At 66.9% G+C, this 3,992-nt stretch carries 2 protein-coding genes; both read right to left on the reverse strand.

The window, feature by feature from the left end; all coding sequences use genetic code 11:
• Window positions 1-117: 117 nt before the first annotated feature.
• Complete coding sequence (locus tag VNE62_05200) at window positions 118-771, reverse strand: MBL fold metallo-hydrolase (GenBank protein HVE91678.1); 654 nt, start codon at window positions 769-771, stop codon at window positions 118-120.
• A 74-nt stretch (window positions 772-845) separates the two neighbouring features.
• On the reverse strand, window positions 846-3,992 hold a 3,147-nt coding region (locus VNE62_05205; protein HVE91679.1), incomplete at its 5' end, for a DNA-directed RNA polymerase subunit beta'.

A 3,992-nucleotide genomic window follows, 5' to 3' on the forward strand; every position in this document is an offset into this window, starting at 1 on the left:
GCGGCGGCGGCGCGCGCAGCTTTCGCGGGTTGGAAACGGGGAGCCTTCATCGGGACCTCCGAGCCTTCTAGCGTAGACGCGACGGGCCGAAAAAGATAGCGGGGAGCCGGTGCCCGATCAGGGGAGGGTGATGACGTCGCCCTGCCCGGGGACGATGCTTCCCGGATACGGCGGACGGGTCTGATCCGCCCGGTGGTGATAAACGACGATCTTCTTCGCGTCCACCCGCTTGCCTTTTTTCGCCGCGCCGAAGAGCACCCATGGGGAGGCGAAGGCGACGTCCAGGCCCCGCATCTTGAGCAGCGCCTCGTCGCTTTCCGTGTCGCCCGTGAAGTAGAGCTTCCGGCCGCGCCACGTCACGAGATAGGAGGAATGCTCGACCTTCTCGGCCTGCCCGTGGGGGGTCGCGAACGCCAGGATCTCGAAGTCCCCGTGCCGGACGGGCACGCCGGGGGTGGCCGCCTGGCCCCCGGGCACGGCGCGGGAGAGCTGCGGCGGCCCGATGAATTTCATGGAACGCGCCCGGTAGAGCTCCGGCGCGAAGTGGTCGGCGTGGGCGTGGGTGATCAGCACGGCCGCTCCGTCGAGGGGAGGCAGGCGCTTCGCGTCCCAGGTCATGTAGCCGAACGCTCCGGACCGGTAGGGGAAGTCGGTCACGAACGCCGTCTTGCCGTCCGTGACGTGGATGGCGGCGTTGCCGACGAAGGTCATCTTCAACTCGCCGGCCGCCGGCGTCGAGGCGGCCAGAAAGAGCGTGAGCACAGCAAACATCGGTGCACCTCCTGAAATCCGAAGAGCCCCTCGGAGGGGCCCTTCGGAGATGAAACGGAGCGACGGGCCGTTCCCTAATCCTCCTCGGAAGCGTCCACTTCGGCGTCCGCCTCGGCCAGGGCGAGCTCCTCCGCCGGGTCGGTCAGGAAGTCCTCGAGCGCCGGCTCCTCGACCTGCGGGATGTCTTCCCGCTCGAGGACGACGTTGCGGTAGTACTCCATGCCGGTGCCCGCCGGGATGAGGCGGCCGACGATGACGTTCTCCTTGAGGCCCCGGAGGTTGTCCACCTTCCCGGAGATCGACGCCTCCGTGAGCACCCGTGTCGTCTCCTGGAAGGAGGCGGCGGAGATGAAGGAGTCCGTCGAGAGAGAGGCCTTGGTGATCCCGAGCAGCATCGGGCGCGCGGTGGCCGCCTGGCCCCCGGCGTTGATCACCCGCTCGTTTTCCTCCTCGAATCGGAAGCGGTCCACCTGCTCGTCGTTCAGGAACTCGGTGTCGCCGACATCCTCGATCTTCACGCTCCGCATCATCTGGCGAACGATCACCTCGATGTGCTTGTCGTTGATCGCCACGTTCTGGGACCGGTAGACCTCCTGGATCTTGTCCACGAGATAGCGCTGCAGCTCCTTCTCGCCGAGGATGGCGAGCACGTCGTGGGGATTGATGGGACCGTCGATCAGCGGGTCGCCGGCCCGCACCCGCTCCGCCTCCTGCACGTTGACGTGCGTGTGGCGGGGGATGAGGTACTCGCGCGTCTCCCCGTCGTCGCCGGTCACGATGATCTTCCGCATGCCCTTCACGATCGGGCCGTGCGAGACGGCGCCGTCGATCTCCGTGATGACCGCCGCGTCCTTGGGCCGGCGCGCCTCGAAGAGCTCCACGATGCGGGGCAGACCGCCGGTGATGTCCTTGGTCTTGGTCGTCTCGCGCGGGATCTTCGCCAGCACGTCGCCGGGCGAGACCTCCTGGCCGTCGGCGACCATGAGGTGCGACCCGATCGGCAGGAGGTACTTGCGCTCCCCTCCCTTGCCGGCCTGCACGATGACCTGGGGCGAGCGCTTCTCCGCCCCCACCGTCTCCACGATGATCTTCTGGGCCAGACCCGTGACGCGATCCGTCTCCTCGCGGAGGTTCTCCCCTTCGTGGATGTCACGGAACGCGATCTTCCCGCCGACCTCCGTGAGGATGGCGGAGGTGAAGGGATCCCACTCGACGAGCTCCTGCCCGGGCACGACCTCCTGGCCGTCGGTTACCTTGATCGTCGAGCCGTACACGACCGAATAGCGCTCCTTCTCGCGCCCCTTGTTGTCCACGATCGTGATCTTCCCGTTGCGGTTGATGACGACGAGGTTGCCGTCCTTGCGCTCGACGGTGGCCACGTTGAGGAACTTGAGCGTCCCCGGGTTCTTGGCCGAGTGCTTCGACTGTTCCGTCACGCGGGACGCCGTACCGCCATAGTGGAAGGTCCGCATCGTCAGCTGCGTGCCGGGCTCGCCGATGGACTGCGCCGCGATGACCCCGCAGGCCTCGCCGATCTCGACCATCTTGCCGGAGGCGAGCATGCGCCCGTAGCAGAGGCGGCAGATGCCGCGCTTGGTCTCGCAGGTCAGCACCGAGCGGATCTTGACCCGCTCGATTCCGGCCTCCTGCACCCGGGAGGCCAGGTCCTCGGTGATCTCGTCGCCGACGCCGAGGATCCTCTCCTCCGACAGCGGGTCGAAGATGTCGTCCTGGGCGACGCGGCCGACGATGCGGTCGCGCAGCGGCTCGAGGGTGTCGCCGCCTTCCATGATCGCCGACACGGTGATCCCGTCGCCGGTCCCGCAATCCTCCTCGATGACGATGACGTCCTGGGCCACGTCGACCAGCCGCCGGGTCAGGTACCCGGAGTCGGCCGTCTTCAGGGCCGTGTCCGCGAGGCCCTTGCGGGCGCCGTGGGTCGAGATGAAGTACTGCAGCACCGAGAGCCCTTCCCGGAAGTTGGCGGTGATCGGCGTCTCGATGACCTCGCCCGAGGGCTTGGACATGAGGCCGCGCATGCCGGCGAGCTGCCGGACCTGCTCCTTGGAGCCGCGGGCGCCCGAGTCGGCCATGATGTAGATCGGGTTGAAGTCCTGCCCGGCCTGATCGGACTTCTTCATTTCCTTGAACATCTCGTCGGAGATGTTCTCGGTCGTCCGGTGCCAGATGTCGATGATCTTGTTGTGGCGCTCGCCGGCCGTGATGACGCCGGAGTTGCGCTGGGCCTCGACTTCGAGGACCTCGCGCCGCGCGGCCTGGAGGAATTCCTCCTTCTTCTGCGGGATGACCATGTCGTCCACGCCGATGGAGATCCCGGCCCGCGTCGCCGCGTGGAAGCCGAGGTCCTTCAGGTCATCGAGCATCTGCACGGTCAGCTCCTCGCCGTAGTTCAGGTAGACGTAGCTGACGAAGTCGGTCAGACCGCGCTTCTTGAGGTTTCCGTTGATGAACGGCATGGACTCGGGCAGCGCCCGGTTGAAGAGGACCCGGCCGACGGTCGTGTCGATGAGGGTCCGCTCCACGTCCTGCACCTCGGCGTGGAGGATGTCCTGGTCGTTGTACTGCGTCGTCAGGTCGATGTACTGGCCCGAGTAACGCACCCGGATCGGGGTGTGGGTGGTGACGTCCCCCTGCTCGAACGCCAGGATCACCTCGTCGAAGTCGGCGAAGATGCGCCCTTCCCCCTTGGCGTTGGAGCGCGCCTTGGTCAGGTAGTAGATCCCCAGCACGAGGTCCTGGGAGGGCACGGCGAGGGGACGGCCCGACGCCGGCGAAAGGATGTTGTTGGAGGAGAGCATGAGCAGCTCCGCCTCGACCTGGGCCTTCGGCGAGAGCGGCACGTGGACCGCCATCTGGTCGCCGTCGAAGTCGGCGTTGAACGCCGGGCAGACGAGCGGATGGATCTTGATGGCCTTGCCCTCGACCAGGACCGGCTGGAAGGCCTGGATGCCGAGCCGGTGGAGCGTCGGTGCGCGGTTCAGCAGCACCGGGTGATCGCGGATGACCTCTTCCAGCGCATCCCAGACCTCGGTGACGCCGGACTCGACCAGCTCCTTCGCGGCCTTGATCGTCGGGGCGAGCCCCTTCTTCTCGAGACGGTTGTAGATGAAGGGCTTGAAGAGCTCGACGGCCATCTTCTTGGGCAGCCCGGCCTGGTGGAGCTTCAGCTCCGGCCCGACGACGACGACCGACCGGCCCGA

The organism is Actinomycetota bacterium (genome assembly GCA_035536535.1).
Classification (GTDB): domain Bacteria; phylum Actinomycetota; class JAICYB01; order JAICYB01; family JAICYB01; genus DATLNZ01.